The organism is Methanocaldococcus vulcanius M7, from assembly GCF_000024625.1.
Lineage (GTDB): Archaea > AGJL01 > Methanococci > Methanococcales > Methanocaldococcaceae > Methanocaldococcus > Methanocaldococcus vulcanius.
The window spans coordinates 901,839-924,310 of record NC_013407.1 but is presented as its reverse complement, the minus strand read 5'-3'; the positions used below and the strand labels follow the sequence as shown (position 1 = coordinate 924,310).

The following is a 22,472-nucleotide window of genomic DNA, read 5'->3' as shown; positions in this document are numbered from 1 at the left end:
AAGAGAGTTTATCTATTTTTATCCTTTTATATTGGTTGATGTCTTTTAAAAATTTTCTTTAATAAAAATAAATAATAAAAAATTAAAATTTAAAAGTGGAATTTGAAAGTTTTAATAATTGTTAATTATTAATTTTAGATTGTCTATTTAGATTTTTGTAACAAATTCCCAGAATGATTTAACTGCACTTGGGTTTTTTGGCCTTCTGCTTTTAACAAGGTAGAGGTATCTAACCACGTCCAAGTCAACAACAGGAACAATCTTTACTAATCCTGCATCTTCCGCCTTTTTAGCAGGAATTTCTGAAACAACGCTAACTCCATAGCCCTCAGAGACGGCAGTTATAACTGCTGAGTGGCTACCCAATCTCATCACTACATTTAAATCCATTATTGAATAACCTTTTTCATTTAATGCTTTTATAAATGCATCTCTTGTTCCAGAACCTTCCTCCCTATCAATGTAATCCTCTTTTAATATGTCTTCAAGTTTTGCTGTTCCTTTTTCCGCAAGAGGATGATTAGGAGGAACTATTAAAACCAATCTATCCTTTCCGATAATTGTATATTCATAGTTTTTATTTTTCAGAAAACCAACTGCTGCAATGTCTGCCAAACCTTCATCCAACGCTTTAAAACACTTCTCCGAATCAGCAATTGTTATATCGAAGTCGACATTCTTGTAAGAGTTTTTATACTCTTTAATTATGGATGGAAGGATATGCTCTCCGGGTGTTGTAGATGCATATATTCTTATAGTTCCTTCTGGATTTTCATGAATTGCCCTCATTAACAGACGAGCTTCATTTAGCAGATCTAATATTTTTTCGGCTCTTTCATAAAATATCTTCCCCTCTGGAGTTAGATCAACACCCTCAGGAGTTCTTAAAAAGAGCTGAGCATCAAAATATTTTTCAAGTGCAGATATATGGTTGCTAACAGTTCCTTGAGTTATTCCCAATCTTTTTGCTGCCTTAGAAAAGCTCTTTGTTTTGCTTGCTACAATAAATGTTTGGAAATAACTTATTTTCGGATCCATAACATCACCTCTTAATCCTTAATCCCTATTAGGATAACTAATAATTCCCATATATAAAGTTAATGTGGAATTGAAGTTAAGTTTATATACCTATTGCTTAAAAATGTTAAAAATATAATACAGAAAAAAAGAAATTTAAAAATTAGAATGGTGATTTAAATGGAAAATAACAAAATAACTGTTAGTGTTATAAAAGCAGATGTCGGTGGCTTGTGTGGACATACATTAGCTCCAGATGAATTATTAGAGGTTTGTGAAGCAGTTTTAGAGGAGGCAGTTGATGAAGTTATATTGGACTATTACGTTACAAGATGTGGAGATGATATTGATTTAATAATGACCCATAAATTGGGTTGCGATAACGAAAAAGTCCACGGTTTGGCTTGGAGAGCTTTTGAAGAGGCAACAAAAGTTGCAAAAGAGCTAAAATTATATGGAGCAGGTCAAGATCTATTATCTGATAGTTTCTCAGGAAATGTTAGAGGAATGGGTCCTGGATGTGCAGAGATGGAATTTGTAGAAAGAAAAAGTGAGCCAATAGTTGTTTTCTGTTGTGATAAAACAGATCCTACTGCTTTTAATTATCCGCTCTATAAGATGTTTGCAGATCCATTTAACACTGCTGGTTTAGTTTTCGATCCATCAATGATCTCAGGATTTAAGTTTGAGGTTCATGATGTAGTTGGGCATAAGAAGGTATTTTTAGAGACACCAGAAGAGGTTTATATGCTTTTAGCACTAATCGGAGATTATGAGAAGTATGCAATTAAAAGAGTTTATAGGAGAAAAGATAACGAAATAGCTGCTGTTGTCAGCACAGAAAAATTAAACTACATAGCTGGAGAGTATGTTGGTAAAGATGATCCTGTGGCAATAGTTAGGGCTCAAAGTGGATTCCCAGCAGTCGGAGAGGTCTTAGAACCATTTGCTAACCCACACTTTGTTCCCGGATGGATGAGAGGTAGCCACTGGGGACCATTAATGCCAGTTGGAGAAGAGGATGCAACACCTACGAGATTCGATGGGCCAGCAAGAATTATTGCTCTTGGCTTCCAAGTTTGTGATGGAATGTTAATCGGTCCTAATGATTTGTTTGCAGATAAGGGCTTTGACAAGGCAAGAGAAAAGGCATTGGAGATGGCAGACATAATGAGAAGAATGGGTCCATTCCAACCACATAGATTGCCAGCAACAATGATGGAGTATACGACAGTTCCAAAGGTGTTAAAGGCATTAGAAGATAGATTTATTCCATTGGAGGGATTGGAGTTGATTGAAGAAGGAGGAATCACAAGAAAAGATAGAGGAGATGTGGAATAATTTAATAAAAATATTTAATATGATTAATAGAGATAATAAAAATTAATTTGATGATTTTTACTTTAAATTTTTATTTTTTATTTTAAAAAGATTTTAAGATATTTTTTGCAAAATCTTTCGCTTTTTTAATATCATATCCATTTGGATGATTTTTATTTAAACCACCAAACAATTTAAAGATACTGTATGTGTGATACCCCTTGCAAGAAAAGTCCCCGATGATTTCAAACCCTTTATTTTTAAGTTTATTTTTAAGTTCTTTATGAAATATTGCTTTTAAAAAGGGAAAACCTGCTGTGGAGAAAATGAACGCTTTTTTATCTACTTTATCAATTTTATCAACAAACCTAAATATTGATTTATGATGTTTTCCAAAATAAATTCCAGAACCAAAACCAACAATATCATAATTTTTAATAATATCAGGGTTTACTTTGTCAATATCATGAATATCTGCATTTAACTCCTTTGCTATTGCCTTAGCTATCTTTTCAGTATTTTTATGATGAATGGATTTATAGAGAACTAAATATTTCATAAAGATCCCCCGAGTTTTTTACAAGTTTGATTTTTATCTTTTAACTCTTTTAATTATGTTTTATTTAATTTTTATTGATAGTTATTCTTTAATAACTTTTTAAAATAGCAAAGCTTTAAAGAAAATAATAACAAATAATTAAAGTTAAAAATTAAAAAACACTAAAATAAGATTTGATGAGAGGAGAAAGTATGATAATAGAAAAGATAAAAGAGAGGGCTTTAAACCTATTAAGTAGGGAAGAAGAGGATTTTAAGGTTATTGATTTTTCATTTGCTTTACCTTATAGTTATGTATTAATTGAAAATAATGGTAAAAAAGCTTTGGGAGTGGCAATGACATTATTGGAAGAATATAAAGGACATGGAACCAAAAAGAATGTAAATATAAATAAGAATTTGGAAGATCTTATAAACAAGGTAGATAGTTTTGATATTGTTGAAAGAACTCTTGGATTAGCAGCAATAAATGCAGTGTCTCAATATTATTTCAATGTTGAAGCAAATGGAAAAGATGCCTCTACGCTGATTCTAAATAGAAATGATATTAAAAACATTGCATTCATTGGAAATATGATCCCACTTGTTAGGATATTAAGGAATAATAAATATAACATTTATGTTTTTGAAAGAAATTCTTCTCTTTTCAATGAAAATACTTTGAGTGATACGTTTGAATATCGCCTATTACCTGAGATGGATGCAGTGTTTATAAGTGGAACATCGCTATTAAATGACACGCTGGATTTTATCTTAGAACGGTCTAAAAATGCTAAATTGAAGGTTTTAGTCGGGGCAACTTCTCAACTTTTACCAGATCTTATTAAAGGATCTGGCATAACCCACATCGCTTCAACAAAGGTTATAGATGTTGATAAAGCTCTCCTATATTTAAAATTTGCCTCTTCATCAATGCTATTTAAAGGAGCTTCAAAGAAATACACGATAGAGGTAAAATAAAAATTAATTCCTCTCAGATACCCCGAAAGGGTTCATCATCTTTCAGCTTTTATTACTCATCATCGAGGATATAAATTTAAACTAAAAAATCAACAATTTTATAGTGTAAGTATTATAACTTAACCTATATATTTTTTATATATGCTTTCTCAATTTTGCTCTCTTTTTATTTCCATTTTTATTTTTTATTTTTAATCAGACAGAAACATCAAAATAACCAACGGATTTAATAGTAAATTTAAATAAATAACACAGGGTATCTTGTAAGATTTTAATAGGAATTGCATAAAAATCCTGAACTTGCAATATAATTGAAAATATTTATTAACCATCTTATCATATTGTGCATCTAAAAATACAATAATATATGTATAAAAATATAAAAAGATATAAAGAATTAATCAAAATTATGGTGATGTCTTATGCCAACACTTGATAAATTTTTAAATATTAAAAATAATGAAAATAAAAAAACTAAAATGAAAGAACGTAAGAAAAAATCGTCTAAATCTAACAAAACATCTGAACAATTGGTATCACATGACCATTTTGAACTTACACCAGAGTTTGAAAATCAGTTATGGAAAGTGGCAGATAAGCTTAGAAAGAAGATGGAAGTTCATCAGTATAAGTATGTTGTTTTGGGGCTTATATTTTTGAGGGCTTTAACGTGTAGATTTTATGAGAGGAGAAAAGAGATTGAAGATGAGTTATCTAATCCAAATAGTGAGTTATACACTGAAGACCCAGAACTTAGAAAAATGATTCTCGAAGATAAAGATTTCTATCTCTCTGAAGGAGTTCTTTATCTTCCTAAGGAAACAAGATGGGATTATTTTGTAGAAAATGTAATGAGTCCAAATATTGGAGAAATTATTGATACAGCCATAGAGATTTTGGAGGAGAAATATCCTGATAGGTTAAAAAATGTAATCCCAAAAATCTATGCACAATCTCCCCTTGATAATCACGATTATGCATACCTCATAAATAAATTTTCAGAAATAAGTTTTGGAAAAGAATATAAAGTTAAAGATGTGTTTGGTAGAATTTATGAATATTTCTTAGGAAAATTTACAGAAGTTGAAGGAAAGCTTGGAGGAAAGTTTTATACTCCAAGGTCTTTAACAAAACTTATTGTGGATGTGTTAGATATTAAAGGAGGGACAATATTTGACCCAGCTTGTGGTAGCGGTGGATTTTTTGTCTCAGCACTTGAAAAATTGGAGGGGGAGGGAATAGATATAAATGAGTTATCAATTTATGGGCAGGACTCTGACCCAATGGCTTATCGACTTACAAAAATGAACCTCATTATTAGAGGGGCTGAAGGAGATATTCGTATTGGAGATTCGTATCATGATGATAAATTCATGAATATGGTTTTTGATTATGTAGTTGCTAACCCTCCATTTAATGATAGTGAATGGGATTCAAATAGAATAAAACCAGACGACCCAAGGTTAAGGATTGGAAATAAAAAAGTTCCAGTGCCTCCAAATAACAATGCAAACTATATGTGGATATTGCACTTTATATATCATACCAAATCTAATGGAAAAGCTGGCTTTGTTATGGCAAATGGTGCATTGTCTGCTGGAAATGTAGAGGGGGAGATAAGGAAGGCAATAATAGAGAACGACCTTGTGTATGGAATTGTTGCCTGCCCTCCAAAGTTGTTTTATAATGTAAGTTTGCCAGTTTCTCTATGGTTTATAAGGAAGGAGAAGCCAGATTATATGAAAGGAAAGGTTTTGTTTATCAATGCAAAGAATCTATATAAGCAGATTTCAAGAAGGCAGAATATTTTAACTGAAGAGCATATAAACAAGATTGTTGACAAGTTTAAAATGCTCGAAAGTGGAGAAAATGAAGAGAAGATAAATGAACTTGGTTTTGCTAAGGTTGCTACTATTGATGAGATTGCTAAAAATGGATATGTTTTAACGCCTGGAAGATATGTTGGGGTTAAGATTGAAGATGATGGGATTCCTTTTGAAGTTAAGATGAAGGAGTATTCAGAAGAGTTGAGGGGATTGTTAGATGAGGAGGAGAAGTTGAGGGAGAAGGTTAAAGAGGTTTTAGATGCTTTAGGATTTTAAGGGCGTTTCAATAGATAAGGTATGTGGTAGATGAAATTTAATGGATACTTATTTGCTTTTTTTGAATAATTAAAAATTAAAGGGATATAAATGGTTAAATTTAGATGGGAAACAGAATTTAAAGAAACAGAGATTGGAAAAATTCCTAAGGATTGGAATGTTAAGAGATTAGGTGATTTATGTGTCATTACATCAAGTAAGCGGATATATCTTAGGGAATATACCTCTGAAGGAATTCCATTTTATAGGGCAAAGGAAATTATTTCATTATCTCAAGGAGAACAAGTTAAAAATTGTCTTTATATTTCAAATGAAAAATATGAAGAGATAAAAGCAAAATATGGCGTTCCTAAAGAAGGTGATTTATTGCTGACAGCTATTGGAACAATTGGGTATGTATATATGGTTAAACAAAATGATAAATTTTATTTTAAAGATGGTAACGTATTGTGGTTAAAAGATTTTAAAAATTTGTATCAGAAATATTTATATTTTTTACTACCAGTAATATTAAAACATCAAGAGATTTATATCGGGTCTAGTCAAAAAGCATTAACAATAAAAGACCTAAAAGAAGTTGAAATTCCATATCCACCACCAGAAGAACAACAAAAAATAGCAACTGTTTTATCATATTTTGATGATTTAATTGAGAATAAGAAAAAACAAAATGAAACTTTAGAAAAAATAGCTTTAGAATTATTTAAAAATTGGTTTATAGATTTTGAGCCGTTTAAAGATGAAGAGTTTGTTTATAATGAAGAGTTGGACAAAGAGATTCCGAAAGGTTGGGAAGTTAAGAGATTAGGAGAAATTGCAGAATTAATAAAAGGTGTCTCCTACAAATCGTCAGAAATCAGCAAAGAACCAGAAGAGAATATTTTCATAACATTAAACAATTTTTTAAGAGGAGGAGGTTTTAAAACTGAATATATTTATTATAAAGGAACAAAAGCAAAAGAAACGCAAAAAATAAAAGAAGGGGACTTGATTATTGCCCTAACAGACATGACAGCAGAAGCAAAAGTTGTCGGAGCTCCAGCAATTGTTATATTGCCAAATAATTGTGAATTTGGTATAATCTCATTAGATTGTGCAAAAATTGACTTAAAAGATGAATTTTTAAAATATTATTTGTATTTGTATTTAAAATACTCACAAGAAGAAAACTCAACCTTTGCAAATGGTGTTAATGTATTACATTTGAAGGTAGAATTGTTTAAAAATAGCAAATTTATCCTAATTCCACCACAACCAATACTGCAAAAATTCCATTCATTAGTTCAACCTTTATTCGAAAAAATTATAAACAATCAAAAACAAATTATGGTTTTGAAGAAAATTAGAGATGCTTTATTACCAAAATTGGTATTTGGAGAGTTGAGAGTTGAAGAATTATAAAAATTGGTGATATTATGCCTAAAGTTGTTGAAGCAATTTATGAAGATGGTATATTAAAGCTTACAAAACCAATAAATCTACCAAAAAACAAAAAAATCCTTATATGCATTGAGGAAAAGAGCTTTGCTGAATTAATTAATGAGATTGAGCTTGAGGCAAAAGAAGATGTGGATAAAACACTTGAGGAAGTTAGGAGGAAGAAGTATGATTAAAGTTGTGTTAGATACAAGTGTAATAGTAAAAAGCATATTACTCCCAAGAAAATCCCTCCCAAAAGATATTTACGATAGGGAAATTAAAACCCATAATAAATGCAAGCAATTAATAAAATTTCTTAACAATGAAGGGATTAATGTATATTTACCAAAAGTAGCTTTGGTGGAGGTAGCAAGTGTTTTAAAAAGACACGGTTATCCAAAAATAGCACTTCAAGTTATTGAATCATTATCAAACTCTTATAATTTCGTTTCTGAAAATGAGATATTTGAGCATAGCATAGATATTGCCCTAAAGACTGGAGCCTCTGGATTTGATTGTTATTTTATTGCTACAAGTTCAATGCTAAATGCCATTTTAATAACCGACGATGAAAAAATGAATAAACATGCTAATTCAATCGGATTAAAATCAATACTCATTATAGAAAAAGAATTCAAAGAGATAGAGAGAATATTAAAGAACGATTAATCTTTAAAAACTGTCCAATTAAATAATTGGTGATTTTTATGAATATCAATGAAATTAAAAGAAAAATCACCCCAATTTTATTAAAACATGGTGTTAAGAAGGCATCAATATTTGGTAGTTATGCAAGAGGAGAGCAGAAAGAAACATCAGATATAGATATTTTAGTTGAATTTGGAGAGGGGAAGAGCTTATTAGATTTGGTTAGATTAAAATATGAACTTGAGGAAGTTTTAGGAAAAGAGGTTGATGTATTAACCTACAACTCCATACATCCACTTTTAAAAGAGAGAATTTTAAATGAAGCGGTGGATATATTATGAAAAAAGATGTAAAAATTTTCCTAAATCATATTTTAGAAAGTATTGAACTTATTGAGGAATACATTAAAGATAAAACCGAAGATGATTTCTTTACATCTAAATTTTTACAAGATGCAGTTATTAGAAGATTAGAAATTATAGGAGAAGCGATTAAAAACTTACCTATAGAATTTAGAGAAAATATAACCACATCCCATGGAAAGAATTTGCTGGGATGAGAGATATTCTAATTCACAAATATTTTGGAGTAGATTTAGGATTAACTTGGGAAGTTGTTAAAAAGGATATTCCTAAATTAAAAGAGGAAATTTTAAAGATAATTGGAAGAGTTAGATAAATAATTTTGTTATTTTTATTAGTGGGGGAGGTATTCATTAGGTGGTAATAATGAAAAAAGTGACTGCAAAATTAAATGAAGATTACATTGTGGAAAATGCAGCGATACAAAGATTTAAAAATCTTAACTATTCCTATAAACATGGCTCAAAATTAACTCCAGAATATAACGAAAGGGACTCTTACAGAGATGTAATACTTAAAAGCCGATTTATAAAAGCTATAAAGAATATCAACCCATGGCTTACTGATGAATTGGCACTTAAAGTTTATGAAATTATAAGCAGAATAGATAACCCAGATTTTAATATGCGTGGAAAAATATTTTATGAAATGCTAATTAATGGAGTTAAATTAGAATTTAAAGAAAATGGAGAAAAGAAAACAAGATTTGTTAAATTGATTGACTTTGAAAATATAAATAAAAACGAATTTTTAGTGGCAAATCAATTTGAGGTTGAATACTATTATGAAAATGGGAGATTTAGAAGACCCGACTTAGTTGTATTTATAAATGGAATTCCTATTGCAATTTTTGAGTTTAAAAGCCCAAAGTCCAATCAAACAGCCAAAGATGCATTTAACGACCATAAAACAAAAATGAAAGATATTCCCCAATTATATCAATATGCCCAAATACTCGTTGTTAGCGACGGTTTAGAAACAAAATACGGATCTCCAACAAGTAATTGGGATAGATTCTTTGTTTGGGAAGGAGTAGAAAGTGATAACGACGTTGAAGTTATAGAAGTCGATAATTATGGAAATACAATGTATAAATATAAAGGAAACCCATACACAAGCTTAGACATACTTTTAATGGGTTTATTTAAAAAAGAACATCTCATCGAATACCTCGAGGACTTTATCATCCATGATAAGAAAAAGATTATAGCTACATATTATCAATTTTACACAGTTAAAAAAGCAGTAAATAGGACAATAAAATCTATACTTCATGGAAAAACTCCCGAAGATAGGAGAATCGGTATTGTATGGCATGCACAAGGGACTGGTAAATCCATAACAATGCTATTTTATGCCAAAAAAGCACTTAAACAGAAACACTTAAATTATCCTCTCTTAGTATTCCTCACAGATAGATTAGAGCTTGATGAACAACTATACGGCATTTTTTCAAATGTTTTTTCAGAGGCCGAAAGAGCTGAAAGTATAGCTGAGCTTCAAAAACTTATTAAAACAACACCTGGAGGAATAATCTTTGCTACAATACAAAAATTTGGTAGAAAGTCAAAAGATGATAGCTATCCATTCTTAACTGATAGAAACAACATAATTATAATTGCAGATGAGGCACATAGAAGCCATTATGGAACATTAGCTCAAAACCTTAGAAAAGCCATTCCTAATGCATCATTTTTAGCATTCACAGCCACTCCAATAGATTATAAAGACCGTTCAACATTCTTAGTATTTGGAGATTATATAAGTGCCTATCCAATCGATAAGGCAAAGAGACATGGAGTAGTTGTTCCAATTTATTATGAAGCCCGTCTTGTAGAATTGCATCTTACAAATGAATTCATCGATTTAGAGTTCGATGAAATCTCTGAAAAAGTAGCTAATGACCCAGAAACAAAAGAGAGCATAAAAGAAGTGTTCGCCAAACTTGAAAAAATCATGCTTACAGAGGATTATCTCTCCAAAGTTTCAAAGGATATTGTTGAGCATTTTAACAAACGTCTTCAAGATTTCGATGGAAAGGCGATGGTAGTTACTATTAGTAGAAAGGTGGCAGTAGAGTTATATAAATGGATTACTAAACAGCCAAATGCTCCAAAGATTGCCGTTGTAATGTCTGGGAATAAATCAAAAGACCCTGAAGATTTCCACCCACATATAAGAACAAAAAAGGAACTTGAAAACTTAGCCAAAGAATTCAAAGACCCTAACTCAGATTTAAAGATGGTTATAGTTGTCGATATGTGGCTTACTGGCTTTGATGTTCCCTGCCTACATACAATGTATTTCTTAAAACCGATGAAAAATCATTCATTAGCACAGGCAATAGCAAGGGTGAATAGAGTATTTAAAGATAAACCAGGAGGGCTTATTGTAGATTATATAGGAATTGCCGATGATTTATCTAAATCTCTTTCTAAATATTCAAGTGAGGCGAGAAAGGATTTAATGACTGACATTAAAGTAGTTATTGAAGAGATGAAACGTAGATATAAAAAGGTAGCATCATACTTTAAAAATATTAATTACAAAGATTGGAAAAGGTTATCTTCAGAGGATTTATCCCTACTTACAGTGAAAGCTTATCAAAGGGTAGCAAAAGATGACAAAACTAAAAAAGAATTTGTTAGGAATGTTATAGCATTAAAAAAGCTTTATTTGCTTGCTCGACCTCATCCTGAAACAGTAGCCATTAGAGATGATTTAGAATTCTTTGAAATGATAAAAAAGATGATTGTTAAGTATTCTACTAAAAAAATCCGTGAGGTATCTCAAGACCTTGAAAATGACATACAAAGTTTAATATCTAAAAGTATTAGTGCTAAAGATCCGATGGATGTCTTTGAAATGCTAAAAAAAGAAAAACCTGAACTTTCCGTTTTATCTGATGAATTTTTATCTGAGATTGCTAAAATAGAATACAAGGACTATGTAAGAGATGTTCTTATCAAAATTTTAAGTGATGATATAAGAGTTCGTATGGCAAAGAATCCAATAAGATTCAAAAAGTTCTCAGAAAGATTAAATGAAGTTATAGAGAAATACCGTATAAAGGTAATAACCACTGCCGAAATGATTGAAGAACTTATTAATTTAGCCAAAGAAATTAGAAAAGCTACAGAAGAAGGTAAAAAATTAGGTCTAATTGAAGAGGAGTTGGCATTTTATGATCTTTTACTCTCATATCCAAATATCCCACTAACGGATAAAAAAAGAGTGGAAAAAATTGCAAAAGAAATTGCAAAAATGATGTCTGGTTATATTAAGACACGTGATTGGAAAAAGAAGAAAAACCTCCAATATAAAATAAGAGCCAAACTTAAAATCATTCTAATGAAGGAAGGGATAAAAGATTATTCATTTATAAATAAGATTTCAGAGGATTTATTTGAATATGCAAAAAATATGAGTAATGTAGAATAGCATAATTACATATACAAATTAATACTGTAAATATTTTGGCGAAATTAATAAAAATAATATCAAATATGAGTAAACATTAAAAAACTACCATAAAAAAAGACGGTGAGATTATGGGAATGACTATTGCAGAGAAGATATTAGCAAAAGCATCCGGAAAAAAAGAAGTTAGCCCAGGAGATATAGTAATGGCAAAGATTGATGTAGCAATGGTTCACGATATTACAGGACCTTTAACAGTCAATACATTAAAGGAATATGGAATAGAGAAGGTTTGGGATCCTGAAAAGATAGTTATATTATTTGACCATCAAGTTCCAGCAGATAGTATAAAAGCAGCTGAAAACCACATATTGATGAGAAAATTCGTTAAAGAACAAGGTATAAAGTATTTCTATGATATTAGAGAAGGAGTTTGCCATCAAGTTTTACCAGAGAAAGGACATGTAGCTCCGGGAGAGATTGTAGTTGGGGCTGATTCGCACACATGCACACATGGAGCTTTTGGAGCATTTGCTACTGGAATCGGCTCAACTGACATGGCACACGTATTTGCTACTGGAGAACTATGGTTTAAAGTTCCAGAAACACTTTACTTCAACATCAGTGGAGAGTTAAAACCATACGTTACATCAAAGGATGTTATTCTAAGTATTATAGGAGAAGTGGGTGTTGATGGAGCTACTTATAAAGCTTGCCAGTTTGGAGGAGAGACAGTTAAAAACATGTCCATTGCTTCAAGAATGACCATGACAAACATGGCTATTGAGATGGGAGGAAAGACAGGAATTATAGAGCCGGATGAAAAAACTATCCAATATGTAAAAGAGGCAATGAAAAAACATGGAACTGAAAGGCCTTTTGAAATAATAAAGGGAGATGAAGATGCAGAATTTGAAGAGGTTTATGAGATTGAAGCAGATAAAATAGAGCCGGTCTTTGCTTGCCCTCACAATGTAGATAACGTTAAACAGGCAAGAGAAGTAGCTGGAAGACCAATAGATCAGGTGTTTATAGGAAGTTGCACAAATGGAAGAGTGGAAGATCTAAGAATGGCTATTGAGGTTATTGAAAAACATGGGGGAATTGCAGATAATATAAGAGTTATTATAACCCCTGCTTCAAGGGAAGAGTATTTAAAAGCATTAAAAGAGGGAATAATTGAAAAGTTTTTAAAGTATGGGTGTGTTGTTACAAATCCTTCATGCTCTGCCTGTATGGGTTCGTTGTATGGTGTTTTAGGACCTGGAGAGGTTTGTGTTTCAACATCAAATAGAAATTTCAGAGGAAGACAGGGTTCATTAGAGGCAGAGATCTATCTTGCCTCACCAATAACTGCTGCCGCTTGTGCTGTTAAAGGAGAACTTGTGGATCCAAGGGATCTATAAGTAATTTAATTGATTCATTATTGATTTTTAAAAATTTTAACGTTAATCTTTTAGAATTGTGGATTTCTTTTAATTTTTTATAGTATTATTGGTTTCTAACGGTGTTTAGATGGATGCTTTAATTATGGCTGGAGGAAAAGGAAGTAGAATGGGTGGTGTGGAGAAACCCTTAGTTAAAATTGGAGATAAATATTTAATAGATCATGTTCTAATTCCTATAATTAATTCCAACATTGAGAAAATATATGTTGCAGTTTCTCCAAACACTCCAAAAACAAGATGCTATGTTAATAAAACATATAAAAAAACATATAAAGAGTGTGTTAAACCAGTAAATATCATAGAAACATCAGGTAAGGGATATATTGAAGATTTAAATGAAGCAATGCAGTATTTTTCACAACCCTTCCTTGTAGTTGTATCTGATATTGTTAACTTAACATCGAAAATTATTAATAGGATTGTTGATTACTTTTATCTTATTAAATCTAAAAACCCAGACATTGAAGCATTAAGCGTGATGATCCCAAAAGAGATATATCCCAACCCCTCCCTCGAATTTGAGGGTTTAGTTCCTGCAGGGATAAATATTGTTTCTCCAAAATATGGAGAACAGAAAGAAGAGATTTTCGTAATTAATGAGTTATTATTTAATGTAAATACAAGAGATGATTTGATATTTGCTGAAAATCTTCTAAATCAGAAAAACAAATAAAGAAAAATAAAAGTTAAAATAGTTTTTGAGGTAATATTATGGAAAGAATGCCCGCTAAATTACTTTTTGAAAGAACAGTAATTGGAAACAAAGGAAGTGTCATGGGAAAAGTTAAGGATATAGTTTTTGATGAGAAAGTAGGAAGATTGGTATCGTTAGAAATAGAACCAAGTGAACATAGCCCCGTGATGAGAGAAGAAGGAAAAAATGTTTTATTACCTTATAAGCTTGTGGTTGCAATAAAAGATGTGGTTGTAATAGATGAGAGCAACTTGAACAGAATAAACATAAGGGTCGCAGATCAGTAAATTTTCCATCTCTTTTAATTAATTTTAATTAATTTTGCTTTAAGCTTTTTATCATAAATTTTATTTAAAATAATTTTTATTAGAGTATATTTAAATAGATAAAAATATATGGAAACACGATAAAAAATTTTAAAAGTTTAAAAGATAGTTAAAAATTAATAAAATTAAAAGAAACAAAGATAAGGTGTTATGATGGAATTTACCAAAATGCATGCCCTTGGAAATGATTATATTGTAATAAATGAATTTGATGGAGAAAAAATCAAAGAAAACGAGAAAAAAAACTTTTCAAAAAAAATTTGTAGAAGGGGGTTTTCCGTAGGAGCGGATGGTGTGATATTTATTCAAAAACCAACATCAGATAATTTTGATGTTAGATTTAGAATATTTAATAGTGATGGCTCTGAAGCGGAGATGTGTGGAAATGGAATTAGATGCTTTTCTAAATACGTTTATGAAAGAGTAATGAAAAAAAACCCGCTAAGAGTAGAAACGAAAGGAGGCCTTAGAATCTCAGAAATGGAGGTTGAGAATGGAGAAGTAAAAAAAATAAAGGTTTATATGGGCGTGCCAAAATTCAAATTAAAGGATATACCTATGATTTTGGAGGGAAAAGATAACGAAGAAGAATTTTTAAATGGGGAGTTAAACTTAAACAATCCAATACTACCAAAAGTTAGATTGAGTGTTGTTAATGTAGGTAATCCTCATGCAGTTATATTTGTCGAAGATAATAACATTGATCTTGATTTTGTTAGAAAGAACTTGGATATTATTGGTAGAGATATAGAAAACCATAAAGCATTTCCTGAAAGGATAAATGTCCATTTTGTAAAGGTTTTAAACCCAAATGAAATAAAAATAATAACATGGGAAAGAGGAGCTGGATACACAACTGCCTGCGGAACCGGAACCACAGCTTCGGTAGTTGTAGCCCATAAACTTGGAAAAACAAGTAATAAAGTTTTAGCACACTTAGACGGAGGACTTTTAGAAATAGAGGTAAAAGATGATGGGGTCTATATGATTGGAGATGCTGTTGCAGTTTATGACGGAAAATTGTTAAATATTGGCTGGTAATATGAAAAAAATGGATGAGTTGGATGTTAATACGCCTATTGAATATATGGGGAAAATAATAACTCCGAATCAAATAAAACTACTGCTTGCTCTTCATAAAACAAAGTCCCAAAACGAAGCTTCTAAACTTTTAAAGATCTCCCCTTCTTCCTTTAACATTCAACTTAAAAGATTAGAAAAGAAGTTGGGAGTTAAAATTTATGACTCATCTCCTAATGGGACTATCTTAACCAGTGCTGGATTGAATATTTTAGAGGAATATTTTACAGTAAGAAAGCGAACAAGTAAAAATTTTTTTACCGTCTCAGGGTTTGTAAGTGGAGAGATCGCAAAAACTATTTTTGAGGATCCTATAATAACATCATTTGACAATGCTTTAAAACTTTTAACCCTTGGATTGGTTGATGTGCTTGGTGTTGATGATAGTTATTGGATATACCGCCTAAATGATGAAAGATTTTTAAAAGCAGATCTTGGAAATTTTAATTTTGATATATTTTTAATTGCCTATGATAACTTTGTAATGGTTAGTAAGGGCTCTTTTGATTATAAAAATCTAATTGGAGTTAGATTTAGCTCTCAAAGAATTGTTTATAATATTTTAAGAAGAGAAGGAATTAAATTCAAGATTAAAAAGAGGGTGAAAAATCCATTTATTGCAATTGACCTGGTTGAAGAAGGATATAGTTTGTTTCTTAATGAGAGTTTAATTAAGTATGTAGAAGATAGAGATATTAATATACACTATCCAACCTTTTATGAAAAAACTATCCACGCAATAAACTTTGTATCCTTTAATGGAGACAAATTTAACAAAAAAGATATTGAAAAAATGAAAAAAAAAGTAAAAAAGCTTGGATTTAAAGTTTAAGTCGTTTGATTATCAATTGTTTTTCATTTTAATATATTTTTAGTTCGATATTTAGTTTGATATATTTTTAATATTTAGCATTATTTTAATATTTTTTCGTTTAGTTTTTATTTTTTAAGAGTTAATCCTTATGCTTTGAGACAATTTTAACACCCTCAACAGGTAAGGTTATTGGTATTGGAACAGCAGCATTTTCAAGTTCCAAAGTAACCTCTTCTTTATGTTTATCAACTCTAATAACTTTTGCCCTCTCTCCTTTAAACGGTCCAGCGATGATCTCAACAACATCTCCCTTCTCAATGTTCTCAATGATCTTCTTTGGAGTTAATAGTGGCTCGATCTCTTCAATAGATATTGTTCCCGGAACAATTCCTCTAATTCTTGGCATTCCCTTTATTAATTCTTCAACATCTCCTTTTGTTTCTGCTTCTACCAAAACATAGCCCTTTAATGATTCAGAAGCCAGTATAGAGTGGACATCTAACTGCTCTTTTTCAGCCCTACTTGCCATTAATCCAGCAATGTTTTTTTCCTGCCCAACCATAGTTCTAACTGCAAATATCACAATTTCACCTTCAAAACCGATATTTTCCATTATTCATTATTTTTATTTTTTATTAGTTCTTGCTTTTTATCCTGTTTTATTTTTTATTATAAGTTTATTAATAAATATTATATCAAATTATACCAAAATTTATACTTTGTATTATTGTATTTTGTATTTTTAACTTATAAGGTAAATTTAAATAACAACATTCTGAATAAATTTTATATCCAATAACGACTGATAACTAAAATATCCTCCCTACTTTAAAAGGGAACATATAAAAAAGAACAAAAAATTGTGATGATAGGTATTTTTAATAGGAAGTATATATAACTTACTTCATTTTAAAATTTTTATATCTCTTTTTATATACTTTACGGATTACTCACAATTTTAAGAGGTTGGAGTATGAAAACAATTAAAGAAATAAACGAAAAGATAAAAAAAGGAGATGCAGTCGTTATAACCGCGGAGGAGATGATAAAAATAGTAGAAGAGGAAGGTGCTAAAAAAGCCGCTGATTATGTAGATGTTGTCACTACTGGAACTTTTGGGGCTATGTGTTCTTCTGGTGTGTTTATAAATTTTGGACACTCCGATCCACCTATAAAAATGTTAAAAATTTATTTAAACAATGTTGAGGCGTATGGAGGTTTAGCCGCTGTTGACGCTTATATCGGAGCTGCACAACCTAACGAAGATCCGGATGTTGATATTGATTATGGTGGAGCCCATGTTATAGAGGATTTAGTCCGAGGAAAGGAGATTGAACTCTATGCTGAGGGATATACAACTGACTGTTATCCACGAAAGGATGTAAATGTTAAGATAACATTAGATGATGTTAACCAGGCAATTATGGTAAATCCAAGAAACTGCTATCAAACGTATCCGGCAGCTACTAACGGTAGAGAAGAGAAAATATACACTTACATGGGAGTTCTACTGCCAGAGTATAATAATGTTCACTATTCAGGGGCAGGGCAGTTAAATCCACTTCAAAACGATTATAATCCCATAATAAACAACTACAACACCATAGGAATTGGGACTAAAATATTTTTGGGAGGAGGAGAGGGGTATATAATAGGAGAGGGAACACAACACAACCCACCATTTGGAACACTGATGGTTAAGGGAGATCTAAAAAAGATGAACAGTAAGTTTATAAGAGCTGCCACAATGCCAAGATATGGAAGCACACTTTATGTTGGTTTAGGAGTTCCAATTCCTGTTTTAAATGAAAAAATAGCTGAAAGATGTGCTATTAAAGATGAAGATATAGAAGTTCCGATATATGATTATGGGGTGCCAAGAAGAGATAAGCCAATGATAGCAAAAACAAACTATGCTGTTCTAAGAAGTGGAAAGATTGATCTAAAAGTTGAAATTGATGGAAAAATTGTTGAAAAAACAGTAAAAACGGGTTCTGTTTCAAGTTATAAAATGGCAAGAGAGGTTGCTGAGGAATTAAAGAAATGGATTTTAGAAGGGAAATTCCTACTATCTGAGAGGGTTGGAACACTTGGAAAACCAGAGAACAAACCAATGAAGTCCCCAATAACACTGGTTAAAGATATTTTAAGCAAGCCACCGATAACTGCTCCATGTAATATTTCGATCATGGAAGCGGCAAAGATACTTATTGAATATAACATAAATCATCTTCCGATTGTTGACGATCTTGGAAGGTTAGTTGGGATTATAACATCTTGGGACATTGCCAAAGCCCTCGCTCAAAATAAAAAAACGATTGAAGAGATCATGACAAAAAATGTGATAACTGCTCATGAGGATGAGCCAGCCGATCACGTGGCAAGAAAGATGAGTATTAATAACATTTCTGGGGTTCCTGTGGTTGATGATCATAAGAGGGTTGTGGGTGTAGTTACTTCTGAGGATATATCACGATTATTCGGAGGGAAAAAATGAGGAAAAAAGTTTATTATTGGACTGATTCAGAGCATATAAATAAGCCAGTGATTTCAGACACGATATTAAATACGGGGGTTAAGATAAACATATTAAAGGCAAAGGTCGAACCGCAGGAGGCATTTTTAATTTTAGAACTTTTTGGAGATGAAGAAACAATAAAAAAAGCATTGGACTATTTATCAAAGTTTGGAGAAGTTGAGGAGATAACCAAGGTTATAAAGAGGGATATGGAGAAGTGTGTTCACTGCGGATGTTGTATAACTCAATGTCCTATCAATGTTATTTATATGGATGATGATTACAACGTTATTTTTAAAGAAGAGGAGTGTGTGGGTTGTAAAAATTGTTTAAAGGCATGTCCCTTTAAGGCCATTGAGATCTTTGAGTAAGTGGGCATTTTTGGTCTGTTCATATTTTTTTACTTTCTACTATATTTTTACTTTTTATTTTTACTTTTATTTTTTTGGAAATCTTCTGTAGAGACAGTTTGGGTAGTTCGTGCATCCTAAAAATTCTCCCTTTTTTGTCCTAACAATCCTTAATTTAGATCCGCACCAAGGGCATGTGTTATCATCTATTTTTGACATTATATCTAAAATTGCAGGGTTTTTATTACATAATCTCTCTTTATTGTATATTATTTTGTTATTAACAGAGTCCACATAGACGATAAAGTTTTTAAAGAGATGAGAGTTTTCTAAATCAATAATTATTTTACCATTACTTATTTTTATTCCAGAAGTTATTTGCATGTTTGTCTTTATTGGGAGAAGATAATACCCCTGCCCCGAATACTCTAAAAGCCCCATATTATACTTTATTCTACCAATTAGCCAGTTATAGTCCCTATTTGCGACAAATCTAATAGTTTCGTCAATATTATCAAACATATTCTTTTCCTTTATGTTATCTAAAACTTCTCTTATAAACTCATCTTCCTCATATCCTTTTGTTAACATATTAACTGCCTTTCCAATAAATTCTTTTTTATCAAGCTTTATTAATAATAAAAGTCCATTAAAGGCGTTTGCTACAACATATTTCTCTTTTTCTATTATATCTCTTCTGTCAAATATAAAGTATGTTCTTGCAAAAACTTGTTTCTGTCCTTTTGGAGAAACTATCTTTTTTATTTCAAATTTTTTTTCGTATGAATTTGTTATCCCATAATAAAAAACAGGCATCTTTGCATTTTCAAGTCCAATTATTGAAATAAATCCTTCTGGAACTTTCCAATTTTGATCATAATTTTTAGAATCAAGTTTGCTGACATTAAAATGTAAATCTTTTGACAATACTTCAAATAACTCATTTAACACGCTCATGGTATCCCTCCTCATCTAAAACTAAATGTTTGGTCTTGGCAATTTTTCATCTCTTGTTTCTACAACAACCAACATCGGCTTATCCTTTTTAACATATTCCCGAATAGTTTGCGGGATTTCGTCCACATTTTCGATGTAGCAGTTATCTATGTCAAACGCATCTGCCAACCTATTTATATTTGGATTCTTTATCTTACAAAATTCTGCTAAACTGTTATTTTTCATCACAATCATGAGAATTTTTAAATTGTGTTCAGAGATAACTTGTAATTCTTCAACGTTCATTAAAAAGCCACCATCTCCACTAATAGAAACAACCTCTCTATCAATTCCAAAGTCGATGGTTCCAAATTTTGCTCCAATCGATACAGGAACAGAAAATCCCATGGTTCCAAAAGAATGGGAAGCGATTATATTCCTTGGAACTACACAGGTTTTTAGTAGGCAGGTAAATACAGTATGTTTTCCAGCATCTGTAATTATTATAGAATTTTCTGGAATATTTTCAATAATTTCATTTATTTTCGTGGAATAATCCCCTTGTGGAGATATTCTTTTCCATTTTTCAGTTTCCCATGGTTCTCCAAGACCAAACGTTTCAAAAAACTCTTTTATTTCATCAATGTTTTTAGGTGTTAGATGTATGTTCTCTGTTTTACTTAAAAGTTTTTTCCTAATACTCTCAGGATAGGTATTGAATGATAGTGATGAGGAAACATTTATTATTCTATCTGCCTCTAACAGGGGTTTTATCACCCCTCTTCTACCAATCAATCCCACACAATTTTCTTCTTTTTCGTTTATAATTCCTCTCGCTGGAAACGTTGTTGCTATTGGGATATCTAACTTTTTAAGAACTGATGAGATCTTTTCCATTTCTTTATAACTTAATGTTCCATATATCCCCTGACCAATCAAAATTAATGTTTTTTTAAATTTCTCATTTTCATTAATTAAAGTTTTCCAATTAAATGTTTTATCAACTATGTCATTACCTTTATTGTCATTGTCTTTACTATTATCTTTATTGTTATCTTTCATCTCATTTAAATTTATCTCTTCTTCTATTGTAAACTCTCCATAAACATCCTTTGGGATATTAAGATGAACGGGTTTTTTATTTTGAAAACTTAAAGAAAATGCCTCTTCAAAATATTTTAAATTCGGCTCTTTAACAAAATATCCCTTATAAAAGTTTAAAAAACTCATATCTATTTCTTGAAAGTAATTTTTGCCAATCTTATCTCTGGAACATCGTCCAGTAATTGCTATAACAGCAGAACTATCTTTGTAGGATGTTGCGATAGGTGTTGTCAAATTCGTAGCTCCGGGACCTGCTGTAACTAAACAAACGCCCACGTGGTTGGTTATTCTTGCATAACCATCTGCCATAAAGCCAGCTCCTCTTTCATCTCTAACCATAATATTTTTTATACTGCTACCTTCTATTTCATTATACAGTGGAAGAATCTGCTCCCCGGGATAGGAAAATATTCTCTTAACATTTTTTTCTAAGAAGTCCACAATTGATTCTAAAAACTTCGTTATAACGATCACCTTAAAACCTGCTCCTGTTATTATGGATGATTTTACTATTGGCGATATAACATACACAACACAACTCTTAATTATAAGCATAATAGGCAATCATTTACGTGTTTACACATTTTTGGGTGAGATCGTGGATAAAAGAATATTAGTTAGATTATGTGTTTATCCTATTGCATACTTACTTTGGGGCGGTTTGATGTGGTATTCGCAAGTCGTTCATCCTTTTGACCTAACTAATTTTTTGTTTTATATTCCTCTTTGTAATAAAGGGTTTTATACAACTTTGCAGACCCTTCCTTATCCAGTAATCGAATTTTTTAGAATTATATACCTCTATGGTTTCTCTTTAATAATTGTTGGAGGAATTGGTTATTATCTTTTTATAAAGAGGGACTTTTTAAAGAGTGATATGATTTTGGTAGATCTGGCTTTGGGTTGGTTATTTGCGGGAATTATATATACTTTTGTTGTTGTTAAGTCCCCTTTTCAAGTCGGTGTTGCAAAGGATCTTGTTGATTACCACTACTTTTGGATATTTACAAAACCAACTTATGAGATTCCCTCTCTTCATACCGCATACTCGCTTTTATTGGCATTGCATTTTAAAGATGAAAAACCTTTGAATTATGTTTTTTTTGCCATGGCAGTGTTGATTCCAATAGCCACGTTGATCATGGGTATGCATTGGATCGTTGATGTGATAACAGGAGTTATATACGGCTATCTAATATATAAGTTTCCCAAGACATTACATAAAAAAATAAGCGAAGCATTGGATTTTTTAGCAGGACATATAAAACCTTGCGTTTTTTGTGGAAAATGCAAAGAAAAATAGTTGTGCGAAATTATAGAAATATTTGCACATCCATAAGTATTTATACCCCTTTTAACAAGGATATTAGTGAGCGAAATGCGATGAAATAAAATA

General features: G+C 31.2%; 23 protein-coding genes. 18 read left to right on the top strand and 5 right to left on the bottom strand.

Annotated elements, in window-relative coordinates:
- Window positions 1-147: 147 nt before the first annotated feature.
- Window positions 148-1,038 carry a selenium metabolism-associated LysR family transcriptional regulator gene (locus tag METVU_RS04610; RefSeq protein ID WP_015733022.1) on the bottom strand — a complete coding sequence of 297 codons (891 nt, stop codon included), beginning with the start codon at window positions 1,036-1,038 and terminating at the stop codon, window positions 148-150.
- A 159-nt stretch (window positions 1,039-1,197) separates the two neighbouring features.
- Between METVU_RS04610 and fbp the strand changes: the two genes are divergently transcribed.
- A complete protein-coding gene (gene fbp, locus METVU_RS04605; protein WP_015733021.1) occupies window positions 1,198-2,358 on the top strand; it encodes a fructose-1,6-bisphosphate aldolase/phosphatase in 1,161 nt (386 codons plus the stop codon).
- An 82-nt stretch (window positions 2,359-2,440) separates the two neighbouring features.
- Here fbp and METVU_RS04600 read toward each other — a convergent pair whose 3' ends face one another.
- Entirely contained in the window at window positions 2,441-2,896 is a 456-nt protein-coding gene (locus METVU_RS04600; RefSeq protein ID WP_015733020.1) for a flavodoxin family protein, read from the bottom strand.
- Window positions 2,897-3,087: 191 nt separating this feature from the next.
- Here METVU_RS04600 and METVU_RS04595 point away from each other — a divergent pair, with 191 nt between their 5' ends.
- From METVU_RS04595 to METVU_RS04535, 14 genes are all read left to right on the top strand, one after another.
- Window positions 3,088-3,855: a Rossmann-like domain-containing protein gene (locus METVU_RS04595; protein ID WP_015733019.1), complete on the top strand. Its 768-nt coding sequence runs from the start codon at window positions 3,088-3,090 to the stop codon at window positions 3,853-3,855.
- 422 nt (window positions 3,856-4,277) lie between these two features.
- Complete coding sequence (locus tag METVU_RS04590) at window positions 4,278-5,957, top strand: class I SAM-dependent DNA methyltransferase (protein ID WP_211204348.1); 1,680 nt, start codon at window positions 4,278-4,280, stop codon at window positions 5,955-5,957.
- Between the two features lie 90 nt (window positions 5,958-6,047).
- Window positions 6,048-7,358 (top strand): restriction endonuclease subunit S, encoded by a 1,311-nt coding sequence (locus tag METVU_RS04585; RefSeq protein WP_015733017.1) that lies wholly within the window; start codon window positions 6,048-6,050, stop codon window positions 7,356-7,358.
- 14 nt (window positions 7,359-7,372) lie between these two features.
- Entirely contained in the window at window positions 7,373-7,570 is a 198-nt protein-coding gene (locus tag METVU_RS04580) for an antitoxin family protein (protein ID WP_015733016.1), read from the top strand.
- Window positions 7,563-8,045 carry a type II toxin-antitoxin system VapC family toxin gene (locus METVU_RS04575; RefSeq protein ID WP_015733015.1) on the top strand — a complete coding sequence of 161 codons (483 nt, stop codon included), beginning with the start codon at window positions 7,563-7,565 and terminating at the stop codon, window positions 8,043-8,045. Before METVU_RS04580 ends, METVU_RS04575 begins: the two co-directional genes overlap by 8 nt.
- A 38-nt stretch (window positions 8,046-8,083) precedes the next feature.
- Window positions 8,084-8,365 (top strand): nucleotidyltransferase family protein, encoded by a 282-nt coding sequence (locus METVU_RS04570; protein ID WP_015733014.1) that lies wholly within the window; start codon window positions 8,084-8,086, stop codon window positions 8,363-8,365.
- The gene (locus METVU_RS04565; protein WP_015733013.1) at window positions 8,362-8,583 is read left to right on the top strand and encodes a HepT-like ribonuclease domain-containing protein; all 222 of its coding nucleotides are present in this window, start codon (window positions 8,362-8,364) and stop codon (window positions 8,581-8,583) included. Before METVU_RS04570 ends, METVU_RS04565 begins: the two co-directional genes overlap by 4 nt.
- A complete protein-coding gene (locus METVU_RS09180; RefSeq protein WP_015733012.1) occupies window positions 8,580-8,702 on the top strand; it encodes a HepT-like ribonuclease domain-containing protein in 123 nt (40 codons plus the stop codon). The genes METVU_RS04565 and METVU_RS09180 overlap by 4 nt, the downstream gene beginning before the upstream one ends.
- Window positions 8,703-8,752: 50 nt before the next feature.
- Entirely contained in the window at window positions 8,753-11,827 is a 3,075-nt protein-coding gene (locus METVU_RS04560) for a type I restriction endonuclease subunit R (protein WP_015733011.1), read from the top strand.
- Window positions 11,828-11,937: 110 nt separating this feature from the next.
- The gene (gene leuC, locus METVU_RS04555) at window positions 11,938-13,212 is read left to right on the top strand and encodes an isopropylmalate/citramalate isomerase large subunit (RefSeq protein WP_048196807.1); all 1,275 of its coding nucleotides are present in this window, start codon (window positions 11,938-11,940) and stop codon (window positions 13,210-13,212) included.
- Window positions 13,213-13,321: 109 nt separating this feature from the next.
- Entirely contained in the window at window positions 13,322-13,927 is a 606-nt protein-coding gene (gene cobY / locus METVU_RS04550) for an adenosylcobinamide-phosphate guanylyltransferase (RefSeq protein ID WP_048196806.1), read from the top strand.
- A 38-nt stretch (window positions 13,928-13,965) separates the two neighbouring features.
- The gene (locus tag METVU_RS04545) at window positions 13,966-14,235 is read left to right on the top strand and encodes a PRC-barrel domain-containing protein (RefSeq protein WP_015733008.1); all 270 of its coding nucleotides are present in this window, start codon (window positions 13,966-13,968) and stop codon (window positions 14,233-14,235) included.
- Between the two features lie 192 nt (window positions 14,236-14,427).
- Entirely contained in the window at window positions 14,428-15,315 is an 888-nt protein-coding gene (gene dapF, locus METVU_RS04540; RefSeq protein ID WP_015733007.1) for a diaminopimelate epimerase, read from the top strand.
- 1 nt (window position 15,316) lies between these two features.
- Window positions 15,317-16,186: a helix-turn-helix domain-containing protein gene (locus METVU_RS04535; protein ID WP_015733006.1), complete on the top strand. Its 870-nt coding sequence runs from the start codon at window positions 15,317-15,319 to the stop codon at window positions 16,184-16,186.
- Between the two features lie 121 nt (window positions 16,187-16,307).
- On the opposite strand, the gene METVU_RS04530 is transcribed toward METVU_RS04535, so the two are convergent.
- On the bottom strand, window positions 16,308-16,751 hold the full coding sequence (locus tag METVU_RS04530; protein WP_015733005.1) for a transcription elongation factor Spt5: 444 nt from the start codon (window positions 16,749-16,751) through the stop codon (window positions 16,308-16,310).
- A 390-nt stretch (window positions 16,752-17,141) separates the two neighbouring features.
- On the opposite strand from METVU_RS04530, the gene METVU_RS04525 reads away from it, so the two are divergent.
- Both METVU_RS04525 and METVU_RS04520 read left to right on the top strand, forming a co-directional pair.
- A complete protein-coding gene (locus METVU_RS04525; protein WP_015733004.1) occupies window positions 17,142-18,665 on the top strand; it encodes a homocysteine biosynthesis protein in 1,524 nt (507 codons plus the stop codon).
- Complete coding sequence (locus METVU_RS04520) at window positions 18,662-19,057, top strand: 4Fe-4S dicluster domain-containing protein (protein WP_015733003.1); 396 nt, start codon at window positions 18,662-18,664, stop codon at window positions 19,055-19,057. Before METVU_RS04525 ends, METVU_RS04520 begins: the two co-directional genes overlap by 4 nt.
- 66 nt (window positions 19,058-19,123) lie before the next feature.
- Here METVU_RS04520 and METVU_RS04515 read toward each other — a convergent pair whose 3' ends face one another.
- Together METVU_RS04515 and METVU_RS04510 are read right to left on the bottom strand one after the other, a co-directional pair.
- Window positions 19,124-19,993, bottom strand: coding sequence for a topoisomerase DNA-binding C4 zinc finger domain-containing protein (locus METVU_RS04515; protein ID WP_015733002.1), 870 nt, complete (start codon window positions 19,991-19,993; stop codon window positions 19,124-19,126).
- A gap of 21 nt (window positions 19,994-20,014) precedes the next feature.
- A complete protein-coding gene (locus tag METVU_RS04510) occupies window positions 20,015-21,550 on the bottom strand; it encodes a thiamine pyrophosphate-binding protein (protein ID WP_015733001.1) in 1,536 nt (511 codons plus the stop codon).
- 124 nt (window positions 21,551-21,674) lie between these two features.
- On the opposite strand from METVU_RS04510, the gene METVU_RS04505 reads away from it, so the two are divergent.
- Complete coding sequence (locus tag METVU_RS04505; RefSeq protein ID WP_015733000.1) at window positions 21,675-22,379, top strand: phosphatase PAP2 family protein; 705 nt, start codon at window positions 21,675-21,677, stop codon at window positions 22,377-22,379.
- Window positions 22,380-22,472: the final 93 nt, after the last annotated feature.